Source organism: Nocardioides bruguierae (assembly GCF_023656415.1).
In the GTDB taxonomy this organism is placed as follows: domain Bacteria; phylum Actinomycetota; class Actinomycetes; order Propionibacteriales; family Nocardioidaceae; genus Nocardioides; species Nocardioides bruguierae.
The window spans coordinates 42,330-60,450 of record NZ_JAMOIL010000003.1 but is presented as its reverse complement, the minus strand read 5'-3'; the positions used below and the strand labels follow the sequence as shown (position 1 = coordinate 60,450).

Annotated in this window: 18 protein-coding genes and 1 other RNA gene; 13 read left to right on the top strand and 6 right to left on the bottom strand. The window is 72.2% G+C overall.

Annotated features, from left to right (window positions below):
• Nucleotides 1-49 precede the first annotated feature (49 nt).
• Together M8330_RS03970 and M8330_RS03965 are read left to right on the top strand one after the other, a co-directional pair.
• Complete coding sequence (locus tag M8330_RS03970; RefSeq protein WP_250826279.1) at nucleotides 50-1,351, top strand: PQQ-dependent sugar dehydrogenase; 1,302 nt, start codon at nucleotides 50-52, stop codon at nucleotides 1,349-1,351.
• Between the two features lie 85 nt (nucleotides 1,352-1,436).
• Nucleotides 1,437-2,996, top strand: coding sequence for a hemolysin family protein (locus M8330_RS03965; protein ID WP_250826278.1), 1,560 nt, complete (start codon nucleotides 1,437-1,439; stop codon nucleotides 2,994-2,996).
• Here M8330_RS03965 and M8330_RS03960 read toward each other — a convergent pair.
• The gene (locus M8330_RS03960) at nucleotides 2,903-3,103 is read right to left on the bottom strand and encodes a hypothetical protein (protein ID WP_250055306.1); all 201 of its coding nucleotides are present in this window, start codon (nucleotides 3,101-3,103) and stop codon (nucleotides 2,903-2,905) included. The two genes, M8330_RS03965 and M8330_RS03960, sit on opposite strands and share 94 nt — an antisense overlap.
• 72 nt (nucleotides 3,104-3,175) lie before the next feature.
• Complete coding sequence (locus M8330_RS03955; protein WP_250826277.1) at nucleotides 3,176-3,361, bottom strand: hypothetical protein; 186 nt, start codon at nucleotides 3,359-3,361, stop codon at nucleotides 3,176-3,178.
• 59 nt (nucleotides 3,362-3,420) lie between these two features.
• On the opposite strand from M8330_RS03955, the gene map reads away from it, so the two are divergent.
• The 4 genes from map (at nucleotide 3,421) to M8330_RS03935 (ending at nucleotide 7,936) form a co-directional block, all read left to right on the top strand.
• Nucleotides 3,421-4,275, top strand: coding sequence for a type I methionyl aminopeptidase (gene map / locus M8330_RS03950; protein ID WP_250826276.1), 855 nt, complete (start codon nucleotides 3,421-3,423; stop codon nucleotides 4,273-4,275).
• A 222-nt stretch (nucleotides 4,276-4,497) separates the two neighbouring features.
• Nucleotides 4,498-6,162, top strand: coding sequence for a circularly permuted type 2 ATP-grasp protein (locus tag M8330_RS03945; RefSeq protein WP_250055302.1), 1,665 nt, complete (start codon nucleotides 4,498-4,500; stop codon nucleotides 6,160-6,162).
• The gene (locus M8330_RS03940) at nucleotides 6,162-7,097 is read left to right on the top strand and encodes an alpha-E domain-containing protein (RefSeq protein WP_250055301.1); all 936 of its coding nucleotides are present in this window, start codon (nucleotides 6,162-6,164) and stop codon (nucleotides 7,095-7,097) included. Before M8330_RS03945 ends, M8330_RS03940 begins: the two co-directional genes overlap by 1 nt.
• On the top strand, nucleotides 7,097-7,936 hold the full coding sequence (locus tag M8330_RS03935; RefSeq protein ID WP_250826275.1) for a transglutaminase family protein: 840 nt from the start codon (nucleotides 7,097-7,099) through the stop codon (nucleotides 7,934-7,936). The genes M8330_RS03940 and M8330_RS03935 overlap by 1 nt, the downstream gene beginning before the upstream one ends.
• A 55-nt stretch (nucleotides 7,937-7,991) precedes the next feature.
• Here the strand turns inward: M8330_RS03935 and M8330_RS03930 are convergent, their stop codons facing one another.
• Nucleotides 7,992-8,558, bottom strand: coding sequence for a GNAT family N-acetyltransferase (locus tag M8330_RS03930; RefSeq protein ID WP_250826274.1), 567 nt, complete (start codon nucleotides 8,556-8,558; stop codon nucleotides 7,992-7,994).
• Nucleotides 8,559-8,588: 30 nt separating this feature from the next.
• Here M8330_RS03930 and rnpB point away from each other — a divergent pair.
• The 6 genes from rnpB to arr all read left to right on the top strand — a co-directional run bounded on the left by rnpB (nucleotide 8,589) and on the right by arr (nucleotide 12,939).
• Nucleotides 8,589-8,972, top strand: an RNA gene (rnpB, locus tag M8330_RS03925) — RNase P RNA component class A.
• Nucleotides 8,973-9,245: 273 nt separating this feature from the next.
• On the top strand, nucleotides 9,246-10,043 hold the full coding sequence (locus M8330_RS03920; protein WP_250826273.1) for a hypothetical protein: 798 nt from the start codon (nucleotides 9,246-9,248) through the stop codon (nucleotides 10,041-10,043).
• Nucleotides 10,030-10,512, top strand: coding sequence for a type II toxin-antitoxin system VapC family toxin (locus M8330_RS03915; RefSeq protein WP_250826272.1), 483 nt, complete (start codon nucleotides 10,030-10,032; stop codon nucleotides 10,510-10,512). The genes M8330_RS03920 and M8330_RS03915 overlap by 14 nt, the downstream gene beginning before the upstream one ends.
• A 284-nt stretch (nucleotides 10,513-10,796) precedes the next feature.
• Nucleotides 10,797-11,660 carry a nuclease-related domain-containing protein gene (locus M8330_RS03910; protein ID WP_250826271.1) on the top strand — a complete coding sequence of 288 codons (864 nt, stop codon included), beginning with the start codon at nucleotides 10,797-10,799 and terminating at the stop codon, nucleotides 11,658-11,660.
• A gap of 109 nt (nucleotides 11,661-11,769) precedes the next feature.
• Complete coding sequence (locus M8330_RS03905) at nucleotides 11,770-12,411, top strand: endonuclease/exonuclease/phosphatase family protein (protein WP_250826270.1); 642 nt, start codon at nucleotides 11,770-11,772, stop codon at nucleotides 12,409-12,411.
• Between the two features lie 69 nt (nucleotides 12,412-12,480).
• Nucleotides 12,481-12,939, top strand: a complete 459-nt coding sequence (arr, locus tag M8330_RS03900; protein WP_250826269.1) for an NAD(+)--rifampin ADP-ribosyltransferase — start codon at nucleotides 12,481-12,483, stop codon at nucleotides 12,937-12,939.
• Nucleotides 12,940-12,972: 33 nt separating this feature from the next.
• Here the strand turns inward: arr and M8330_RS03895 are convergent, their stop codons facing one another.
• Nucleotides 12,973-13,656, bottom strand: a complete 684-nt coding sequence (locus M8330_RS03895; protein ID WP_250826391.1) for a Type 1 glutamine amidotransferase-like domain-containing protein — start codon at nucleotides 13,654-13,656, stop codon at nucleotides 12,973-12,975.
• A gap of 52 nt (nucleotides 13,657-13,708) precedes the next feature.
• Here M8330_RS03895 and M8330_RS03890 point away from each other — a divergent pair, with 52 nt between their 5' ends.
• Nucleotides 13,709-15,121 carry a flavin monoamine oxidase family protein gene (locus M8330_RS03890; protein WP_284704229.1) on the top strand — a complete coding sequence of 471 codons (1,413 nt, stop codon included), beginning with the start codon at nucleotides 13,709-13,711 and terminating at the stop codon, nucleotides 15,119-15,121.
• On the opposite strand, the gene M8330_RS03885 is transcribed toward M8330_RS03890, so the two are convergent.
• Nucleotides 15,094-15,360 carry a hypothetical protein gene (locus M8330_RS03885; protein ID WP_250826268.1) on the bottom strand — a complete coding sequence of 89 codons (267 nt, stop codon included), beginning with the start codon at nucleotides 15,358-15,360 and terminating at the stop codon, nucleotides 15,094-15,096. The genes M8330_RS03890 and M8330_RS03885 overlap by 28 nt on opposite strands.
• Nucleotides 15,361-15,451: 91 nt before the next feature.
• Nucleotides 15,452-17,893: an ATP-binding cassette domain-containing protein gene (locus M8330_RS03880; RefSeq protein ID WP_372490170.1), complete on the bottom strand. Its 2,442-nt coding sequence runs from the start codon at nucleotides 17,891-17,893 to the stop codon at nucleotides 15,452-15,454.
• Between the last annotated feature and the right edge of the window lie 228 nt (nucleotides 17,894-18,121).

Below are 18,121 nucleotides of genomic sequence, written 5' to 3'. Positions count from 1 at the left end.
ACCGCCGCGAGGGGTGTCCCGGACGCGGACACCCCTCTACGGTGGGCGCGTGACCCCCCTCACACCTCCCCCCGCCCCGCTGGACGTCTCCCCCTCCCACCGGTCTCGGCCCCGGCTGCGCGCCCTGACCGCCGGCCTGCTGGCCGCCGCCGTGCTCGGCGCGCCGGCCCCGACAGCGGCGGAGTCGGCGGAGTCGTCGGAGTCGTCGGAGTCGTCGGAGTCGCCAGCGTCGGTGGAGTCGTCAGGGTCGGCGGAGGAGACGGTCACGTCCGCCTCGTCCCGCCAGGCCTCGGCCCGCGGTCGCCTCGTCCGCGTCTCGGTGATGGCCTCGGGCCTGGACGTGCCCTGGGACGTCCGACCGATCGGCGGCCGCACCCTGCTCCTCACCCAGCGCGACACGGCCACGCTGCACACGTGGCGCCGGGGCGTCGTGCGCCGGGTCCGCTTCCCGTCCCGGCAGGTCTGGGTCTCCGGGGAGACCGGCCTCATGGGCCTCGAGGTCGACCCGCGCTTCCAGCGCAACCGCCGCTTCTACACCTGCCAGGGCGCCACCCGCTCCGGGGGCGCCCACGACGTGCGCGTGATCGCGTGGCGGCTCAGCAAGGACGCCACGCGGGCCGGCCGACCCGAGGTCCTGCTCAAGGGCATCCCCGCCACCAGCGGCCGGCACGGGGGCTGCCGCCTCACCGTCACCAGCAACGGGGCGCTGCTGGTCGGCACCGGGGACGCCGCGACCTCCTCGAACCCGCAGGACACGACCTCCCTGGGCGGCAAGACGCTGCGGCTGAACCGGGCCACCGGACGCCCCTGGCCCACCAATCCCTGGCCGGACGCCCGCAGCAAGAAGCGCCGCTACGTGCTCACCTACGGCCACCGCAACGTGCAGGGCGTGATGCAGCGGCGCAACGGCACGCTGTGGTCGATCGAGCACGGCTCCTACCGCGACGACGAGGTCAACCTGCTGCGCAAGGGCGGCAACTACGGCTGGGACCCGGGCCCCGGCTACGACGAGTCGGTGCCGATGACCGACCACTCCCTCCCTGGCCGGCAACGCTCGGCCCGCTGGCGCTCCGGCGAGCCGACCATCGCGCCCAGCGGCGGCACCTTCGTCGGGGGACGGGAGTGGGGGCCGTTGAAGGGCACCATGGCGGTGGCGGCGTTGAAGGGCTCGCAGATGCTGTTCCTGCGCTTCGACTCCGACAACCGCCTCACCCGCGTCCGGGCACCGCGAGCGTTGAAGCAGCACGGCCGCCTGCGCACCGTCGTGCAGCTGCCCGGCGGCAGCCTCGTCGCCCTCACCAGCAACGGTGACGGCGACGACGAGATGCTGCGCATCCGCCCCGGCGCCTGAGGAGCACCCGTCGAGACCTCCGGCCGCCCCTTGGACGCTTCCGGCAGGATGATGCTCCACCTACCTCAGGAGCCCGAACGCCCCCGTGGACAGCCAGACGCTGCTCAACCTCGCTCTCGTCCTTCTCTTCGTCCTCGTCGGGGGTGTGTTCGCCGGCACCGAGATCGCCCTCGTCTCGCTGCGCGAGGGCCAGCTGGACGCCCTCGAGCGTCGCGGCTCGCGCGGCGCCCGGGTCGCAAAGGTCGCGCGTGACCCGAACCGGTTCCTGGCCGCCGTCCAGATCGGCGTCACCGTGGCCGGCTTCTTCTCCGCCGCCTACGGCGCCTCGACCCTCGCGCCGGACCTCGCTCCCCTGCTGACGGGCATCGGCCTCCCGGACGCGGCGGCGGACACGGTCGCGCTCGTGCTGCTCACGCTGCTGATCGCCTACCTCTCGCTGGTGCTCGGCGAGCTGGTGCCGAAGCGCATCGCGCTCCAGCGCGCGGCCGGCGTCGCCCTGGTCGTCGGCCCCCCGCTGGACCGGTTCGCCACCGCCGTCCGGCCGGTCGTGTGGCTGCTGTCGCGCAGCACCAACGCCGTCGTCCGCGTCTTCGGCGGTGACCCCGAGGCCACCGGCGAGGAGATGACGGACGCGGAGCTGCGCTACCTCGTCGCCGAGCACGAGGGCCTGGACGACGGCGAGCGACGCATCCTGGTCGACGTCTTCGACGCGGCCGACCGCAGCCTGCGCGAGGTCATGCAGCCGCGCGGGGACGTGGTCATGGTGCCGCTGGGCGCGTCGGTGTCCGACGTGCTGAGGACCGTCGCCGAGCATCCCTGGTCGCGCTACCCGGTGCACGGGGAGAACGCCGACGACGTCCGCGGCTTCGTGCACGTGCGCGACCTGCTGGGGGTCTCGCCGGACGCCCCCGTCTCGGACGTGCTGCGCGAGATCGCGTTCCTGCCGGGCACCAACCGGGTGCTGCCGACGCTGACCCGGATGCGCCAGACCGGCCCGCACATCGCCGTGGTCGTCGACGAGTACGGCGGCACCGACGGCATCGTGACCCTCGAGGACCTCGTGGAGGAGCTCGTCGGCGAGATCGTGGACGAGCACGACCACCCGCTGCCCGTGCCCGGCACCAGCGACGAGGTCGAGGCCGGGCTGTCGATCGAGGACTTCGCGACCCGCACCGGTGTGCCGCTGCCGGACGGCCCCTACGAGACCGCCGCCGGGTACGTGCTGCACCGCCTCGGTCGGCTCGCCGAGGTGGGCGACCGCGTGCCCGTGCCCGAGGTGCTGCCCGAGGGGGCGGACACCGACGGCGTGGGCGTCCAGGTCGGCGAGCTGGCTGGTGAGCGAGGTGGACGGCCGGCGGATCACTCGGCTGCGGCTGGTCCACGCGGCGCCGGCACCGGGGGACGCAGAGCCCGAGGAGCCGGCGCCCGGAGCCGCGACACCGGGGTCCGACTAGCGCGGCACCAGCAGCACGTCCGCCGCCAGGGGGTCGACGGGCGGGGCCTGCGCACGCCGGCCGGTCTGTCGGACGACCTGCGGGCCCCGCTCGGTCCTCAGGCCCCGACGGCGACCGCGCCGGCCCACAGGGCGGCGAGCACCAGCGGCACGGCGAGCACCCGCAGCGGGTGCGTCGTCCACCACCGGTAGCCACGCTCCAGGCCGATCGCCCACAGCAGGAGCAACGGCACCAGCGCCCACCAGGAGAGGAAGGGGGTGCTGGCCAGCAGGAGGAACAGCATGGCCGCGTGCAGCACGAAGCCGACGAACGGCCACGGCGAGACGTCGGTGCGGCGCTGCCCGGGCGGGCGGGTGAACAGCGAGATGGCTCAGTCCTCCCCGTCGGCGGCGTCCCACTCCTCGTTGCGCTCCTCGGCGCGCTCGAGGGCGTGCTCGGCCTCTGCCCTCGTCGAGTAGGGGCCGAGGCGGTGACGGGCGGGGCACATGTCCTCGGGCGTCTCCACCCGGCGGTGCTTCACGCAGAACCAGTACTCGTCGGGGTTGCCGCCGTCCATGGGCCCGACGCTAGCGCGCGGATGCCTCGGCCTGCACCACCCACGACTAGCCTCGAGCCGTGTCCCCGACCCCCGTCGCCCCGGCGCCGATCTCGGCGCGCCGCCCCGTCCCCGCTGCCATCGAGCGGCCCGAGTACGTCGGCCAGGCCGCGCCGCTGCCGTTCCACGGCAGCGAGGTGAAGGACGCCGAGACGATCGAGAAGATGCGCGTGGCGTGCCGTGTGGCCGCCCAGGCCCGCGAGGAGGTCGGCCGGCACGTCGCGCCCGGCGTCACCACCGACGAGCTGGACCGGGTCGGCCACGAGTTCCTCTGCGACCACGGCGCCTACCCGTCCACGCTCGGCTACCGCGGGTTCCCCAAGTCTCTGTGCAGCAGCGTCAACGAGGTCGTGTGCCACGGCATCCCCGACGCGCGCCGGCTCGAGGACGGCGACATCGTCAACATCGACATCACCGGCTACCTCGACGGCGTGCACGGTGACACCAACGCCACGTTCCTGGTCGGGGACGTCGCCGAGGAGACCCGCCTGCTGGTGGAGCGGACACACGAGGCGACCCTGCGTGGCATCCGCGCGGTCAAGCCCGGGCGCCGGATCAACGTCGTCGGTCGCGTGATCGAGGCCTACGCGGCGCGCTTCGGCTACGGGGTCGTGCGCGAGTTCACCGGCCACGGCATCGGCACGTCGTTCCACTCCGGGCTGATCGTCCCCCACTACGACGACCCCGAGCACGACGACCTGATCGAGGTCGGCATGACGTTCACGATCGAGCCGATGCTCAACCTGGGCACCCACGAGTGGGAGATGTGGGACGACGGGTGGACCGCCGTGACCGCGGACCGCCGACCCTCCGCCCAGTTCGAGCACACCCTCCTCGTGACGCCGGACGGCGCCGAGATCCTCACCCAGCCCTGAGCCGGGCTTGACCCTGGCCTGACTCGGGCCTGACCCGGGCCTGACCCGGGCCTGACTCCGGCCTGAACCGGGCGGAGTCCTCGGCGAACCCCACCCGCTTCATCCCCCTGGGGGTTGCGTTTCGTGCCCCGCGTCAGGCGTCGAGAGCGCTGCACAGGTCACAGGCCGGGACACCGCGCGTTCTTACGTTCCAGAAACACTCACGTGGGTAGGGTCCGGCTCATGACGGCCATGTTCGAGGGCTACGGGTCGAGCGGCCCGGCCTATGACGAGATGTTCGACGGGCAGCGGCTGCGGCCGCCGTACCGACGGCTCCGCCACTCGCTGCGGGCCCTGACGACGCCGGAGCTGGTGCAGCGCGTCGAGGCGCTCCAGGCCGGGTACCTGGACCAGGGGGTGACCTTCGACATCGGCGGCGAGGAGCGGGCGTTCCCGCTCGACATCCTGCCGCGGGTGATCGAGATGGACACCTGGTCCACGATCGAGAAGGGCGTGCAGCAGCGGGTGAAGGCCCTGGAGGCCTTCCTCGCGGACGTCTACGACACCGGCCAGGTCTTCGACGACGGCGTCATCCCCCGCCGCGTCATCATGACCTCCTCGCACTTCCACCGGGAGGCGGCGAGCGTCCGGCCGCCCAACGGCGTCCGCGTGCACGTCTCGGGCATCGACCTCATCCGCGACAACGCTGGCGAGTTCCGGGTGCTCGAGGACAACTGCCGCGTCCCGTCCGGCGTCTCCTACGTGATGACCAACCGGCGCGCGATCACCGCCGCCCTGCCCGAGACGGTCGCGCAGCACCGCATCCGGCCGGTGGCCGGCTACCCGCAGCGGCTCCTGGCCGCGCTGCGCGCCGCCGCACCGGCGGGTGTGAGCGACCCGACCGTCGTCGTCCTCACCCCGGGCGTCTACAACGGCGCGTACTTCGAGCACGCGCTGCTGGCCCGCACGATGGGCGTGGAGCTGGTCGAGGGTCGCGACCTGGTCGTGCAGCGTGGCCGCGTCTTCATGCGCACCACCAAGGGCCTGGCACCCGTGCACGTCATCTACCGCCGCATCGACGACGAGTTCCTCGACCCGGCGCACTTCCGCAAGGACTCCGTGCTCGGCGCCCCCGGGCTCATCGACGCCTCGCGGGCCGGCAACGTGACGCTGGCCAACGCGGTGGGCAACGGCGTCGCCGACGACAAGCTCGTCTACACCTACATGCCCGACATCATCCGGTACTACCTCGACGAGGAGCCGGCGATCCGCAACGTCGACACGTGGCGCTGCGGCGACGCCGAGGCCCGCGAGGAGGTGCTGGACCGGCTCGACGAGCTCGTGCTCAAGCCGGTCGACGGCTCCGGCGGCAAGGGCATCGTGATCGGCCCGCGCGCGTCGAAGGCGGAGCTCGACGAGCTGCGGCAGAAGGTCATCGACTCCCCGCGCGACTGGATCGCGCAGCCCGTCGTCCAGCTCTCGACGGTGCCGACGTTCGTCGACGGCGAGCTCGGCCCGCGCCACGTGGACCTGCGCCCGTTCGCCGTCAACGACGGCCACCGCGTGTGGGTGCTGCCCGGCGGCCTCACCCGCGTCGCGCTGGCCAAGGGCGAGCTCATCGTGAACTCCTCCCGCGGCGGCGGCTCCAAGGACACCTGGGTGCTGGCGGGCCCGTCCACGGCGCCGGACGGCTACGAGGAGGACGACGACCTCGACCTCTCCCACGAGGTCGACCCGGCGGACGAGCTGGACACCCAGCCCACGTCGCCCCCGGCCCCGGTCACCGGCGTGATGCCCGCGATCACCCCGGAGGTCGAGGCCGAGATGGCCGCGGCCTTCGCGCAGCAGAGGCACCAGCAGTCGCAGTCGCAGACGGGCGCTGCGACCGAGAAGGGTGGGGACGCCTGATGCTCAGCCGCATCGCCGAGTCGATGTTCTGGATCGGCCGCTACGTCGAGCGGGCCGAGGACACCGCCCAGCTCCTGGACGTGCAGAGCCAGCTGCTGCTGGAGGACGCGACGCTCGACGAGAACGCCACCTGCCGCGACCTGCTCAACATCATGGGGGCGGAGCTGGGCGAGCACGAGGGCCCACTCGGCCTGGGAGCTGCCCTCCACATGCTCTGCTACGACTCCGGCAACCCCAGCTCGATCGCGGCCAGCCTCGAGGCTGCCCGCGAGTCAGCCCGTCGGGCCAGGGAGACCCTCTCGGTCGCGATGTGGGAGGCCATCAACACCACGTACCGCGCGATCCCGTCGGGGCACTTCGGCCGCATGCGTGCACCCGGCGTCTTCTCCTGGGTGCGCGACCGTGTCTCCCTGGTCAACGGCATCGCCGACGGCACGATGACGCGCGACGAGTCCTGGCAGTTCATGGTGCTCGGCCGCAGCGTCGAGCGGGCCGACATGACGAGCCGCCTGGTGGCCAGCGCGTCGTTGGCGTCCGGCTCGGAGACCCCGTGGACGACGACGCTGCGGGCGTCCGGGTCCTACGACGCCTTCCTACGGACGTACCGGGGCGTGGAGACCGAGCGCGCGGCCGCCGAGTTCCTGCTGCTCGACCGGCTCTTCCCCCGTTCCGTGGTGTACTCCCTCCAGCGCGCCGAGCAGTGCCTGCAGAACCTCGAGTCCGCCGACCCGCGCGCCGGCTTCCAGAACGAGGCCCAGCGCCTCCTCGGCCGGATGCGCGCCGAGCTCGAGTACCGCTCCCCCACGGAGCTGATGACCGACCTGCCGACCGAGATGGAGCGGCTCCAGCGCACCTGCGCCGCCGCCACCGAGGCGGTGACGCGCCGCTACTTCGCCGGCGCGGAAGCGACGAGCTGGACCGGGGTGAGCGTCTGATGCAGCTGAGGATCGTCCACACGACGACGTTCGAGTACGACGGCAAGGCCAGCGCCTCGGTCAACCAGGCGCGCCTGACCCCCGTCACCTCGCCCGAGCAGATCCTGGTGCACTCCCGCATCGAGGTGCACCCGGCGCCGTACACCTACGAGTACCGCGACTACTACGGCAACGCGGTGACCTCGTTCGAGATCATGGAGCCGCACGACCAGCTCACGGTGACGGCGACCTCGACCGTGCAGACCGAGCCGCACCACCACCTCGACCACCACCTCTCGTGGGCCGACATGGCCGCCTGGGACGTCTCCGACCGGTGGGCCGAGTTCCTGTTCCTGCCGGACCTCGTGGCGCCGTCGGAGGACTTCGCCACCCGGGTCAAGGACGCCGGCGACGCCGCTGCGTCCCCCGCGGACGCCGTGGCCGCGGTGGCCGCGCTGGTGCGCGGCGAGGTCGAGTACCTGCCGGGCTCCACCGGCGTGCACTCCACCGCCGCCGAGGTCTGGGCCCAGCGGGCCGGCGTCTGCCAGGACATGGCGCACCTGACCATCGGTGGCCTGCGCTCGCTCGGCATCCCGGCGCGCTACGTCTCCGGCTACCTGCACCCCGCTCCCGACCCGGTCGTGGGGCTCCAGGTCACCGGTCAGTCCCACGCGTGGATCGAGTGGTGGGACGGCGCCTGGCGCGCGGTCGACCCGAGCCAGGACGCCGCGATGGACGAGCGGTACGTGACCGTGGCCGTCGGCCGCGACTACACGGACGTGAAGCCGCTCTCCGGCATCTACTCGGGCTCCGGCTCCTCCACCATGACCGTGGACGTGCAGATCACCCGCCTGTCCTGAGGTCTGCGCGCCTAACGGAGGTCGAGGAGGTTGCGCAGGAACCGCCGCGAGACCTCTACCCCACCGGCTGGTCGTGCAGGATGCGCTGGAACAGGTGGTGGTCCTGCCACGCCCCGGCGATGAACAGGTACTTCTCGGCCGTGCCGAACTGGCTGAACCCGGCGGCGCGCAGCACGGCCTGTGACCCGGTATTGGCGGTCATGGTTCCGGCCTCGAGGCGGTGCAGGCCGATCTCTCGCGCCCGTACGACGGCGTGCTCGACGAGCGTGGCGGCGAGCCCGCGCCGCAGGTGGTCGCGGTCGACCCAGTAGCCGACGCTGGAGGAGGCGAAGACCCCGCGGACGATGTTGTTGAGGTTCATCCGCCCGACGACCCGGTCGCCGTCCAGCAGCAGCCAGGGGTCGACGAGTCCCAGCTCCCACTGGCGAGCGGCACCGGCAAGGTTCTCGGCCTGCCCGGCCTCGGTGTAGAAGGCCTCGGGACGTACCGGGTCCCACGGCGCGAGGTGGTCGCGGTTGTGGGTGTAGGCCTCGGCGAGCCTGCCGGCGTCCTCGAGGGTGGTGGGCCGCAGGAGGAGGCCCTGCACGTGGACGGTGGTTCCTGGCGCGATGCTGCTCTGCACGGCCGTGACGGTACGCTCTCGTGCTGCGGACGGGCTGGTCGGGCGACCGCGTTGCTCTCGTGAGGGAGCACCGAGGAAGGTCCGGGCTCCGAAGGGCAGGGTGGTGGCTAACAGCCACCCGGGGCAACCCGCGGGAAAGTGCCACAGAGAACAGACCGCCGGGCCCACACGGGCACGGTCAGGGTGAAACGGTGGGGTAAGAGCCCACCAGCGGCCGAGGTGACTCGGTCGGCTCGGCAAACCCCACCCGGAGCAAGGTCAAGAAGCCACCTCAGGGTGGCGCGCACGCGTTCGAGGGCGGCCCGCCCGAGCGTGCGGGTAGACCGCTGGAGGGTGTCGGCAACGGCACTCGTAGATGGATGGTCGCCCCCTGGTCACCAGGGACAGAACCCGGCCTACAGACCAGCCCGTCCGCACCACCCTGGCTGAACTGCGGAAACGCGGTCAGCAGGTCGCACCAGGCCGCCTATGGGCCGCAGCAAGGCCGAGAACCGACGGTCGCGCGCTCTGTGATCTTGGCAAGTTCGTCGGCGATCGCCGACGCGCTCTACGCCGCTGCCCGTCGTTGATGGGCCGCTGATCCGTTAGCGGCCCCATCAAACTAACCACTGCGCCAACACGCCTGACAGGGCATGCTGCGGACATGGACTTTCCGGTGAGCAGCGCGCCCGGTGCCGGAGCGCAACCATGGGCCTGAAACTCAGGATCAAGCTCGATACCCCGACCGGCGACCTGGACCCCTCGGTCGCCTTGGCCGACCTTCGAGCCGTCCTCTCCATGCTCAAAGACATGGATGCCTCCGTCAGCCGGCGCGACGACCCCGCCCACACGCAGTGGCGGTTCGCAGCGATCAACATCGGATCACTCGACGCGATCTTTGAGCCCGAGGCCGCAGATGCCGAAGGCGCAGCTCAAGCCAGCCTCCGCCTAGTTCGTGGCTTCGCCGCCGCTGAAAGCATGAGCGCAATTCCCGAAACGTGGTCGGTGCTGGCGGCGAGGCGCGCCAAGACGATCGCAGATCACATCCCGCCAACCAGCCGGTCCGGGGTGCACCTCGAGTTGATCGACACCAACGAGGTTGTGGCAAGCGCTTCGATCTCGAGAAGAGCGGGAATCAACCTCGGCCGAGCCATGCAGCCGAATCACGAGTCCATCGGCTCGGTTCTCGGTCACCTCGGCTCCATCTCTGTCCGAGGAAAGCGGCGCGCCGCCGGGGTGTGGCCAGAGCGTGGCGGCGGACGCGTCGAGGTGAGATTCACAGCGGATCAGCTCGATGAGGTCCGAGCTGCCGTGGGCCACAAGCGAGTCCTCGTGAGCGGACGCCTAAGGCGGAACGACCACGGGCAGTTGATACGCGTATCGATGCGCCAAATCCAGGTGCTCAGCACGACCGGAACTCAGACCCTGCTGCGCGGGGCGGGCCCCGACATCACAGGCGAGTTGGGCACTGTGGAGTATCTCAGGAGCATCCGTGAATCGTCCTGAGTCGCCGACGCGCGTCTACCTTGATGCTTGCTGCCTCATCTCCCTGGTCAAGGACGAGCCGAGCGCCGCGATCGTAGAAAGAGTCCTCGAGTCAGCCACGACCGGCGGGGTAACGCTGATCGCGTCGACGATGCTGCTAGTGGAGGCGAGGGGCCGCGGCCGCAAGCAGTGTTCCTTCGACCCCCTGCTTGAGGAAAAGTTGTTAGCGGAACTGTCTTCGCCGCATTGGACCTACGTCGAGCTCGATCGGTTGACAGCGCTCAAGTCACGAGAGCTGGCCCTGGAATGGAACTTTTCTAATGCAGATGCGGTCCACCTGGCCTCGGCAATCGTTGGCGAAGCCGAGGTCTTGATGACCCTCAACACCAAGGACTTCCCGGTCGGGGTCGAGATCGAGGGTGTGTACATCAGCAAGCCGTATGTTCCCGGCGGCGCGGACCTCTTCACAGAAGAGCCTGACGACGACTGACCACTCGTGGCGGACTGGGCTGGGAACGGCGAAGACAGGCCAGGCCGCACCCAGGCCGCACTCGACGCCGAGTAACAGCACCCAGCATCGTCCAGCTGCCAATTCGCAGGTCAGCAGCATCGCTCAACGTTCATCGACTGTGGCCGACGAAGCGGTTCCGAAACGCGGACTGCAGACCCACCCGTCCGCACCTCACCGGCCCCGGCCCCCTGGCAGCCGGCGAGACGCTCACCGGTCTCCGTGACCGGCGGACGCACGACCTCGCCGACGGCTACCGTCCAGCCGTGACTGACACGTCTCCAGGAGCACCGGCCGACGACGACAAGCGCATGCGGCTGCGCTACGCCGGCTCCTGCCGGCTGTGCGGCCACCCGCTGGCCGCCGGTGCCGACGCCGTCTACGAGCGAGCACGGCGGACGGTGCGGTGCGTGACCTGCCCGGAGGCGGGGGCAGCGACTCCGGGCGCACCGACCACCACGGAGGGGACCCTTCCCGAGCCCGTCCGTCCCGGGACGGCCGGTGCCTCTGCGCGGCGCGAGTACGAGCGTCGTAGAGACGACCGCGAACGGCGCGTCCGAGAGCGGCACCCACGGATCGGGGGCTTCCTGCTCGCCGTCGCCGTCGAGCCCGGGTCCACCCGGGCCTGGAGCATCGGGGCTGCCGGTGAGGAGCGGTTGGGGGCTCGCCTCGATGCCCTGGACCCCGACGTCGTCCGGGTGCTGCACGACCGGCGCATCCCCCGCACCCGGGCGAACATCGACCACGTCGCCGTGACCCCGACCGGGGTCGTGGTGATCGACGCCAAGCGCTACCAGGGCCGGCGCCCGTCGCTGCGGGTGGAGGGCGGCCTCCTGCGCCCCCGCGTGGAGACCCTCCTCGTCGGGAACCGCGACCGGACGCCACTGGTCTCCGGCGTCCAGCGTCAGGTCGAGGTGGTGCGCGGCGTCGTGGGCGAGGACGTCCCGGTGACCGGGGTCCTCTGCTTCGTCGACGCCGAGTGGCCACTCATCGGCGGTTCGTTCACCGTCCGCGGCGTGGACGTGGTGTGGCCACGACGACTGTGCGACCGGCTCCCCTCGTCCGGGCCGCTGGCCGCTCGTCTGGACGACCTGCACCGCCGCCTGGCCGAGGCACTGCCACCGGCGTGACGCTGAGCCCACGGGCCCACTCGCGGTCGGCGGACACCCCGATCCCCCACCCTGGGGAAGCTGGCGAGATCTGCTCCGCGCGCACCCCGGCACCGCCACGATGTCCCGGGTGCGGATCGGCACGTGGAACCTGGCGGGGCGGTGGTCGGAGGCCCACCGCGCCTTCGTCGTGTCCCTGGACTGCGACGTCCTCCTCCTCACCGAGGTCTCCGAGCGGGTCCGGCTCCCGGGGCTCTTCGCCCACACCACGGCCGCCACGATGGCGCGCCGGCGGCGATGGGCGGGTGTCTACTCGCGCGACAGGCTGAGCCCCTTGGCCGACCCGCACGGAGCGACCGCCCTGGCGCAGGTGGACGGGCTGCGGGTCGCCTCCACCGTCCTGCCGTGGCGCGCCAGCGGCGGGCGTGCGCCGTGGATCGGCGTCAGCACGCACGAGCGGACGGTCGAGGCCGTCGACGCGATCGTCGACGCCGCTCCCGCGGTCTGGGGCGGGGACCTCAACCACGCCTTCCTGGGCCGGGAGTACTCCGGTTCCCTGGCGGGCCGTCGGCACCTCCTCTCCGCGATCGAGGGTCTGGGGCTCCAGGTGCCCACCGCCCAGGCCCCGCACCAGATCGAGGGGCTGTTCTCCATCGACCACGTCGCCGTGCCGGCGTCCTGGACGACCACCGTGGAGCACCACTCGACGTTGCGAGAGGTCGGACGGCTCTCCGACCACGACGCCTACGTGGTGGAGGCTGAGCCCCGCTGAGCCCCGCTGAGCCCGTCCGACGGCTACGCCCGGTGGACGCGGGAGCGGCCGGACCGCGACGATCCGAGCATGGACTTCTCCGAGGCCAGCCTCGTCCCCGTCACCCTCGAGAGCTGCGGCACCCTCGGCGGGCCCTTCTGGCACGGCACCGCCGCCGCCCTGGAACCCGGTGCCGAGCTCGTGCCCGGCCACCGCTCGAACTACCAGTCCTCACGAGTGATGAACCACGTCTACTTCGCGGGCGACATCGAGGCGGCGGTCTGGGGCGCAGAGCTGGCGACCGCGCTCACCAGCGGCGGCCGCGGCCACGTCTACCTGGTCGAGCCGACCGGTCCCTTCGAGGACGACCCCAACGTGACGGACAAGAAGTTCCCCGGCAACCCCACCCGCTCCTTCCGCTCCCGGCACCCGCTGCGCGTGCTGGAGGAGGTGCCCGGCTGGCCCGCGCACGACCCCGACGTCGTCGCCGGGATGCTCGCGGGTCTGGAGCAGCTGCGCAGCGAGGGCAGGGACGTCATCGAGGACTGAGCGGCACCCGCCGCCCCCTCCCCCCTCAGGGCGTCAACGCTGGTGCCACTGTCCCTGGGAGAGGACTCGCACGTCCTGCGCGCCCCGCTCCCCGGTGACGACGAGGGCGCTGAGGTCGTCGAGCAGGTACGACGGTCCGCCGACGCCGCCGGCCCACTCCTCGGCCGCGGCCAACGTGTTCCCGGGCAGGTCCGGGTTGTCCAGGTGCGGGAAGATCGAGAAGTCGACCAGGCCGAGCGTCGTGTCGTGGCCGGGCTCCCCCGCGGCCGGGTGCTCCGGCGGGGTCCACCCGACGAACTCGGTACCGATCCGCGGCGTCACGACCATCGACCCGGCGCTCAGCCCGACGTAGACGAGGTCCAGGTCGGGCAGCAGGTCCGCCAGGCCGGAGGCCACCATCCAGTGGTGCAGGAACAACGGGTCACCGCCCTCCACGAGCACGGCGTCCGCCCGCTCGAGGGCCGGGAGCCACACCGACTGCTCCAGCGAGGGCAGCGCGGTCAGCTCGAGCACCCCGAGCGAGCCCCAGCCGGCGCCCGCCAGGCTGTTGCCACCGCGAGCACGGATCACCGTGCCCGCCATGTCGACCCCGATGCCCATCGCGTAGAGCGCGGTCGGCACCAGCACCGCGGAGGCCTCGGACACCGGCTTGTCGAGCAGCTCCTCCAGGGCAGCGGTGATGTCGTCGGTGGTCAGGCCACCGGAGGTGAGCAGCATCTTCACGAGGTCTCCCGAGGAACGTGGACGGCGGGCGTGGCAATCTTCGTCCATGCCCACCCAGATGTTCGACGACGGCACCGACAGCGTCCCCGAGACCGTGGCCGGGGACGTGGGACGGGTCGTCGTCATCGGCGCCGGCATCGCCGGGCTCACGTGCGCCAACGCCCTCCTGACCGCCGGCGTCGACGTCGTCCTCGTCGAGGCACGCGACCGGGTCGGCGGCCGACTGCGGACCGTCGACGTGGACGGGCACCCGGCCGACCTGGGCGGCTCGTGGGTGCACCACCCCGAGGACAACCCGCTCACCGACTGGCTGGCGCTGGCCGGCGTCCCGAGCATCGTGGACCCCACCGGCACGCGCTTCACCGGCGCCGACCTCGGAGAGGGCCGCACCCTGACCCCCGCCGAGCTGGAGGGCACCGGCTACGCCGTGTTCGAGCCGCTGGAGGCGGAGGTCCGCGCCGCGATCGCCGCCGACGAGCCCGACGTGTCGGCCGCCGCGGCGATCGACGCCCACCTCGCGGCCACCCACGCCCCGGGCCCCGAGCGCGACAGGCTCCGCCAGCTCATGGCCGCCATGGTCGAGCAGGACGGGGCGGGGCCGCTGTCCGCCATCTCCGCCCGGTGGGCGCTGACCGGCGGGATGTTCGTGGGCGACGTCGTCGACCACGTGCCCGTGGGCGGCTACCGGGCGGTGCTCGCCCCGCTGGCCCAGCCGCTGCTCGACGCCGGCGTCCTGCGCCTGGGGCGGCCCGTGGAGCGCGTGGTCACCTCGCCGGAGGGGGTCCGGGTCGAGGGCACCACGACCGAGGGCCGCGCATGGGCCGAGACCGGCACCCACGTGGTGGTCACCGTGCCCCTGGGCGTGCTCAAGGCCGGCTCGATCGCCTTCGCCCCGCCCCTGCCCGCGCACCGGCAGGCCGTGGTCGACCGCACCGGCTTCGGCACGATGGAGAAGGTCGTGCTCGCCTTCGCCGAGCCCTTCTGGCGCGACCTCGACCCCGGCCTCATGCACTCGGTGATCTATCCCGACGACCGCCGCGAGGCCGCCACCTGGACGTGGGACTTCGGGCTCTCCCCCACCCTCATGTTCCTCGTGGCCGACAGCGCGGTGGCCTCGATGCAAGCCGATCCCCGCGGCTTCGCCACCGCCCAGCTCGCGGCGCTCCTGGGCGGCGACCTGCCGGCCGAGCCCACCGACGTCGCCAGCACCACCTGGGCCGACGACCCGTACGCCCGCGGCGCCTACGGGCACGTCCACCCGGGCCAGGACGACAGCGACTTCGACCGCCTCGGCGAGCCGGTGGGTCGAGTCTGCTTCGCGGGCGAGTCCACCCAGTCCGAGCGGGCCGGTTACGCCGACGGCGCGATGCTCAGCGGGCTGCGGGAGGCCAAGCGGCTGCTCCAGCGCCCGGCCGTGGCCCTGACCGCCGCTCAGACCAGCAGCCCGACCACCAGGTAGACCAGCGCGGCGAGGGCGAGGAGGCCCCAGGCGACCAGGATCAGGCGCGCGCCACGGACCTCCGCGTCCCAGCTCCGGTGGTCGCCGTCGCCGTAGGTGCGCGCCGACTCCAGCACGTGCGGGTCGCCCTCCTCCAGTCCGGTCAGGTAGTCCTCCTGCAGGGCGGCCAGCGCCGCCTCCCGACGACGTCGGCGCTCCCGACGGGCGTGCAGCAGCGCACCCCAGCCACGGCTGGTCACCGGCGTCCACCTCCCGAGTGGTTGACGAGGTCAGCGACCGTACAGCAGCACCTGACGCAGCGGAACCCCAGCGGAACCCCAGCGGCCCTGCTCAGGCCCCCACGTAGGCCGCCAGGTGCCGTCCGGTCAGCGTCGAGCCGTCGGCGACGAGGTCCGCCGGGGTGCCGGTGAAGACGACCTGGCCGCCGTCGTGCCCGGCCCCGGGCCCCAGGTCGATCACCCAGTCCGCGTGCGCCATCACCGCCTGGTGGTGCTCGATGACGACGACGGACTTGCCCGCGTCCACCAGCCGGTCCAGCAGGCCCAGCAGGGTCTCGACGTCCGCCAGGTGCAGCCCGGCCGTCGGCTCGTCCAGGACGTAGACGCCGCCGTCGTCCGCCATCTGCACGGCCAGCTTCACCCGCTGGCGCTCACCGCCGGACAGCGTCGACAGCGGCTGGCCCAGGGTCAGGTAGGGCAGGCCGACGTCCACGAGGCGCGCCAGGATCTTGGCGGCGGCGGGCACCTTGCCCTCGCCCGCCGAGAAGAAGTCCGCGGCCTCCGCCACGGGCATGGCCAGCACGTCCACGATGGTGCGGCCGCCGAGGGTGTACTGCAGCACGTCCTCGGAGAACCGGCGCCCCTCGCAGGTCTCGCACGTGACCGAGGAGGCCTGCGCGAGCGGCAGCCCGTTGTCGATCACCCCGGCACCGTTGCAGGTGGGGCAGGCGCCCTCGGAGTTGGCGCTGAACAGGGCCGGCTTCACGCCGTTGGCCTTCGCGAACGCCTTGCGGATCGGCTCCAGCAGGCCCGTGTACGTGGCGGGGTTGGAGCGCCGCGACCCCTTGATCGCCGACTGGTCGACCACGACGACGTCCTGACCGGGCGCCTTGGCCACGGAGCCGTGGATCAGCGAGGACTTGCCCGAGCCCGCCACGCCGGTCACCACGCAGAGCACGCCGAGCGGCACGTCCACGTCCACCTCGCGCAGGTTGTTCGCGCTCGCGCCCCGCACCTCGAGCCAGGACGACGGCGTGCGCACCGTGCTCTTCAGCGCGGCGCGGTCGTCGAGGTGGCGACCCGTGAGGGTGTCGGCGTCGCGCAGCGCCTCCACCGTGCCCTCGAACACGATCTCGCCACCTGCCGAGCCCGCACCCGGGCCGAGGTCGACGACGTGGTCGGCGATGGCGATCACCTCGGGCTTGTGCTCGACGACGAGCACGGTGTTGCCGAGGTCGCGCAGCCGCTGGAGCAGGTCGTTCATCCGGTCGATGTCGTGCGGGTGCAGGCCCGTGCTGGGCTCGTCGAAGACGTAGGTGACGTCGGTGAGCGCGCTGCCCAGGTGCCTGATCATCCTGGTCCGCTGCGCCTCGCCGCCGGACAGCGTGCCTGAGGGCCGGTCCAGGGAGAGATAGCCCAGGCCGATCGCCACGAAGCTGTCCAGGAGGTGCGCCAGCGACCCCAGCAGCGGGGCCGCCCCGGCCGCCTCGCCCGAGGCGCGCAGGTCGGCGACCCAGCCGGCGAGGTCGGTGATCTGCATGGCGCACGCCTCGGCGATGGAGAGACCGGCGACCTTCGAGGCCCGGGCCGCCTCGGTGAGCCGGGTGCCCTCGCACTCGGGGCAGGTGGTGAAGGCGATCGCGCGGTCGACGAACGCACGGATGTGCGGCTGCATCGCCTCCCGGTCCTTGGCGAGCATCGACTTGCGGATCGTCGGCAGCAGGCCTGCGTACGTCAGGTTGATGCCGTCGATCTTCAGCTTGGTGGCCTCGCGGTGGAGCAGGTCGTCGAGCTGCTTCTTCGTGAAGTCCTTGATCGGGGTGTCGCAGTCGAAGTAGCCGCAGCCGCGCAGGATGCGGCCCTGCCAGCCCTCCATCGAGTACCCGGGGATGGTGAGCGCGCCGTCGTTGATGGAGAGGTTCTCGTCGTACAGGGCGGTCAGGTCGAAGTCGGAGACGCTGCCGCGTCCCTCGCACCGGGGGCACTGGCCGCCGGTCACCGAGAAGGCGCGGCGTTCCTTGACCTCGCGGCCCGCCTTGGTGGTCGTCACCGCGCCGGCCCCCGAGACCGAGGCGACGTTGAAGGAGTAGGCCTGAGGCGGGCCCACGTGGGGGTCCCCGAGCCGGGAGAACAGGATGCGCAGGAGCGCGTTGGCGTCCGTCGCGGTCCCCACCGTCGACCGGGGGTCGGCGCCCAGCCGCTCCTGGTCCACGATGATCGCGGTGGTCAGGCCCTCGAGCACGTCCACGTCGGGGCGTGCCATGGACGGCATGAAGCCCTGCACGAACGAGGAGTAGGTCTCGTTGATCATCCGCTGCGACTCGGCAGCGATGGTGGCGAAGACGAGCGAGGACTTGCCCGAGCCGGAGACTCCGGTGAACACCGTGAGCCGTCGCTTGGGCAGCTCCACCGCGACGTCGCGCAGGTTGTTCTCGCGGGCCCCGACGACCCGGATGGTGTCGTGGGAGTCGGCAGGATGGGCCGACCCGGGCGCGGTGTCGGACGAGGGGTCGGGCACGGGCTGGCTCCTGCCGGGCGAGGGACGGACAGCCATGTCTACCGCACCGTCCCGACACAGACCTTGCACGGCCCGCGGGCTGCCGGGAGCCGTGACCGGACGGCGGCGAGCGGCCCCGGGCAAAGACTGGCGCGAGCAGGCAATCAACCCCGTACCGGGTCTCGCTTTCCGCGCGCGGCGCCCCCTAGAGTGGCGGCGTCGACGCGGCGAACTCCGGGGGGAGGCTCGCCGCCTGTCGAGTGCGGCGGTGATTTCCCTCAGTGG

Excerpts from the sequence above, each read along its gene's own strand:
- M8330_RS03955 (WP_250826277.1), bottom strand. The coding sequence starts at position 3,361 with ATGGACGGCGGCAACCCCGACGAGTACTGGTTCTGCGTGAAGCACCGC.
- M8330_RS03945 (WP_250055302.1), top strand. The coding sequence starts at position 4,498 with ATGACGGCCATGTTCGAGGGCTACGGGTCGAGCGGCCCGGCCTATGAC.
- M8330_RS03940 (WP_250055301.1), top strand. The coding sequence starts at position 6,162 with ATGCTCAGCCGCATCGCCGAGTCGATGTTCTGGATCGGCCGCTACGTC.
- M8330_RS03935 (WP_250826275.1), top strand. The coding sequence starts at position 7,097 with ATGCAGCTGAGGATCGTCCACACGACGACGTTCGAGTACGACGGCAAG.
- M8330_RS03920 (WP_250826273.1), top strand. The coding sequence starts at position 9,246 with ATGGGCCTGAAACTCAGGATCAAGCTCGATACCCCGACCGGCGACCTG.
- arr (WP_250826269.1), top strand. The coding sequence starts at position 12,481 with ATGGACTTCTCCGAGGCCAGCCTCGTCCCCGTCACCCTCGAGAGCTGC.
- M8330_RS03895 (WP_250826391.1), bottom strand. The coding sequence starts at position 13,656 with ATGCTGCTCACCTCCGGTGGCCTGACCACCGACGACATCACCGCTGCC.
- M8330_RS03890 (WP_284704229.1), top strand. The coding sequence starts at position 13,709 with ATGCCCACCCAGATGTTCGACGACGGCACCGACAGCGTCCCCGAGACC.
- M8330_RS03880 (WP_372490170.1), bottom strand. The coding sequence starts at position 17,893 with ATGGCTGTCCGTCCCTCGCCCGGCAGGAGCCAGCCCGTGCCCGACCCC.